Below are 2,963 nucleotides of genomic sequence, written 5' to 3' on the forward strand. Positions count from 1 at the left end.
ATCGAGATTCTCGCGGAGGCGGTCGCCAAGGAGCCGCAGCTCGCGGCGATCACGAAGATGATCGACGAGGCTGCCGCGCGCGGCGCCGATCTGACCCAGCACCTGCTCGCCTTCGCGCGCAAGCAGCCGCTGCAGCCGCGCGAGATCGACATCAACTCGCTGATCGTCGACACCTCGAAATTGTTGCGGCCGACGCTGGGCGAGCATATCCAGATCGAATCGGTGTTCGAGGACGAGAATTGCGTCGGCGTCGTCGATCCCAACCAGCTCACCACCGCGATCCTCAACCTCGCGCTCAATGCCCGCGACGCCATGCCGGGCGGCGGCAAGCTGATCCTGGAGACGGGTGTCGCCTATCTCGACGAAGTCTACGCCAGTGCGAACGACGTGTCGGCGGGTCATTACGTGCTGATCGCCGTGAGCGACACCGGCACCGGAATCCCCGCGAACATGCTGGCCAGGGTGTTCGATCCCTTTTTCACCTCGAAGGGACCGGGCAAGGGCACCGGGCTCGGTCTTTCGATGGTGTACGGCTTCATCAAGCAGTCCGCAGGCCACATCAAGATCTACAGCGAGGAGGGACACGGCACCACTGTCAAGATGTATCTGCCGCCGGGCAAGACGCCGGCGGCCGCCGGCGAGGGCGTGACGCCGGCGACGATCGAGGGCGGACACGAGACGATCCTCGTGGTGGAGGACGACCGGCTGGTGCGGGACTACGTGCTGGCGCAATTGCACGGGCTGGGTTACGTCACCTTGCAGGCCGCCAACGCCGCCGAGGCGCTCGCGATCGTTGCCGCCGGAAAGCCGTTCGATCTGCTGTTCACCGACGTCATCATGCCCGGCAAGATGAACGGACGGCAGCTTGCGGACGAAATGATGAAGACGCGGCCGGATCTCAAGGTGGTCTACACCTCGGGCTATACCGAGAACGCGATCATCCATCACGGCCGGCTGGATTCGGGCGTTCTGCTGCTGCCAAAACCCTATCGCAAGTCGGATCTGGCGCGGATCATCCGCAAGGCGCTGAGCGGGTGAAGTTTGGCAGTCATTCCGGGCGCGCGTAGCGCGATCCGGAATCTCGAGATTCTCGGGAACGCAATCGCCCACCCTAGTTCGATGCTCCGCATCGCCCCGGAATGACGAAGAAATATCCGCAATGCAGCCGCCTACGAGGCGCGCTGTGCCGCGGTCATCACGATTCGGATCAGATCGGCGGCGTTACGCGCGCCGAGCTTCTTCATGATGTTGGCGCGGTGATCCTCGATCGTGCGCGGGCTGATGCCGAGCGTTCGGCCGGCCTCCTTGTTGGAAGCACCCGAGGCGAACTGCTCGAGCACCTCGCGCTCCCTGCGCGTCAACGGCTCGCGGCCGGGAAAATGCAGCGAGCTGAATTTCGGCGATGCGTTCTCCGCCTGCCTGCGGGCATAGGCGCCGATCGCCTCGTCGAGGCGGCCGACGATCTCGCTGCCGCGGAACGGCTTCTCGATGAAGTCGAGCGCGCCACTCTTGATCGCGCCCACCGCCATCGCGATGTCGCCCTGCCCGGAGATCATGAAGATCGGCGCCGGATAGTCCTCGCCTTGCAGTTCCTTCAGAATGTCGAGACCCGACTTCCCGGGAATGTGCACGTCGAGCAGGATGGCAGCCGGTGTTCTGCTTCGCGCCACGGAGAGCAGCGCCGCACCGTCCGCAAAACAGATCACCTCATAGCCGGCCGCCTTCAACACCATCGACAAGGTGTCGCGAACGGCAGGGTCGTCGTCGACCACGAAGATTTCACCGCGAGAGCTTTGTTCGGCCATGTGCCACATCCAGTTGGCATGAAGGACTCGCGTCCGCACCACTCGTTATGGCGCTTGGCGCGGATTCGGCCCACCCGGATTTGTACGGGACATGGACTTAACGCACAAGTAGCGGCATGCCACCTAATTGAGGGGGACGGAGAATATCCATGCCAAATTCCGACACGCCGCGTCCTGTCGCAACGCCCGAACTCGCGAGCCGTGAGCTGATTGCGACGGACCTTCGTTTGCTGATCGCGCAGATCGAGACGAGCATGCGCCGGATCGCCGCAGCCATGGATCAGGAACATTGCGACGATTTCGAGGGTTCCGCGGACGTGGTCCTGCTCGACGACGTCACGCCCCGTTATGCCAGCGCGAGCGCGGCTCTCAGCGCCTGCCGGGCGGGCCTCGGCCACGCCCTGCAATGCCTGTCGGAATCCGGCAACGCGACGGACCACCGCGTTTGATCGCCTGGCGCCTCTTCAGCTCCAAGGCGCGATGAGGTCCGGATGAACGTCATCCCGCTTCAGGTTGTTGTTAAAGCGTCATCTTGCCGGAGAGCGCTTCGCACTTTCCGGATCATGCTTCAGGCGCGGTGCCGTTCAACGATTGCATCGCTCGCGACACCTCCCCAGGTGTGGATCGCGGGCAGGCCCATCGCGGTCTTGCCGAGATTGGCAAGGCTGATGCGCAGAGCCGCGAGATCCAGCGGCTTCGGCAGGCTCTGGAGCTCGATACCGACGGAACGGGCGAAGCTGCGGGCGGCACTGCGGCGCTTGCCGTCCATGCCGCTGACGACGATCACGGCGCCGGCGAATTTCGCCTTTGCCATCTCGCGCAGCACGTCGATGCCGTCGCCGTCCTCCAGCACGAGATCGAGCGTCACGCAGTCAAAGCGCGCAGCCCGAAGCTTCTCGATCGCGTCCGCCACGGAGGGCGCCACGGTGACTTCGTGGCCGGCCTGCTTGGCGGCGACTGTGATCAGGTGGCGCTGCGTGGCGTCGTCGTCGACCACTAGGAGCTGAAGCGCACGCCGCTCGGCGCCGTCGGGCAGGTTTGGCGAGATGGGAGAGAGAGAACTTCTGGGCATTGCCGTATCCTGAGATTGAGACCCTCAATGGATACACGGCACGCGCTTAGGCGACGTAAAACTGCTTTGGCCAATTGACTCAGATA

General features: G+C 63.9%; 4 protein-coding genes. 2 read left to right on the plus strand and 2 right to left on the minus strand.

Annotated features, from left to right (window positions below; translation table 11 throughout):
• Nucleotides 1-1,038 (plus strand): ATP-binding protein (locus tag JHD07_RS36790; RefSeq protein ID WP_291631114.1); only part of this gene is annotated, 1,038 nt, incomplete at its 5' end.
• A 131-nt stretch (nt 1,039-1,169) separates the two neighbouring features.
• Here JHD07_RS36790 and JHD07_RS36795 read toward each other — a convergent pair.
• Nucleotides 1,170-1,805 carry a response regulator gene (locus JHD07_RS36795; RefSeq protein ID WP_291631115.1) on the minus strand — a complete coding sequence of 212 codons (636 nt, stop codon included), beginning with the start codon at nt 1,803-1,805 and terminating at the stop codon, nt 1,170-1,172.
• A 149-nt stretch (nt 1,806-1,954) separates the two neighbouring features.
• On the opposite strand from JHD07_RS36795, the gene JHD07_RS36800 reads away from it, so the two are divergent.
• On the plus strand, nt 1,955-2,254 hold the full coding sequence (locus tag JHD07_RS36800; protein WP_291631117.1) for a hypothetical protein: 300 nt from the start codon (nt 1,955-1,957) through the stop codon (nt 2,252-2,254).
• 119 nt (nt 2,255-2,373) lie between these two features.
• On the opposite strand, the gene JHD07_RS36805 is transcribed toward JHD07_RS36800, so the two are convergent.
• On the minus strand, nt 2,374-2,877 hold the full coding sequence (locus tag JHD07_RS36805) for a response regulator (RefSeq protein ID WP_291631119.1): 504 nt from the start codon (nt 2,875-2,877) through the stop codon (nt 2,374-2,376).
• Nucleotides 2,878-2,963 lie beyond the last annotated feature (86 nt).

This window comes from Bradyrhizobium sp. (assembly GCF_016462955.1).
GTDB lineage: Bacteria > Pseudomonadota > Alphaproteobacteria > Rhizobiales > Xanthobacteraceae > Bradyrhizobium.

Excerpts from the sequence above, each read along its gene's own strand:
- JHD07_RS36795 (WP_291631115.1), bottom strand. The coding sequence starts at position 1,805 with ATGGCCGAACAAAGCTCTCGCGGTGAAATCTTCGTGGTCGACGACGAC.
- JHD07_RS36800 (WP_291631117.1), top strand. The coding sequence starts at position 1,955 with ATGCCAAATTCCGACACGCCGCGTCCTGTCGCAACGCCCGAACTCGCG.
- JHD07_RS36805 (WP_291631119.1), bottom strand. The coding sequence starts at position 2,877 with ATGCCCAGAAGTTCTCTCTCTCCCATCTCGCCAAACCTGCCCGACGGC.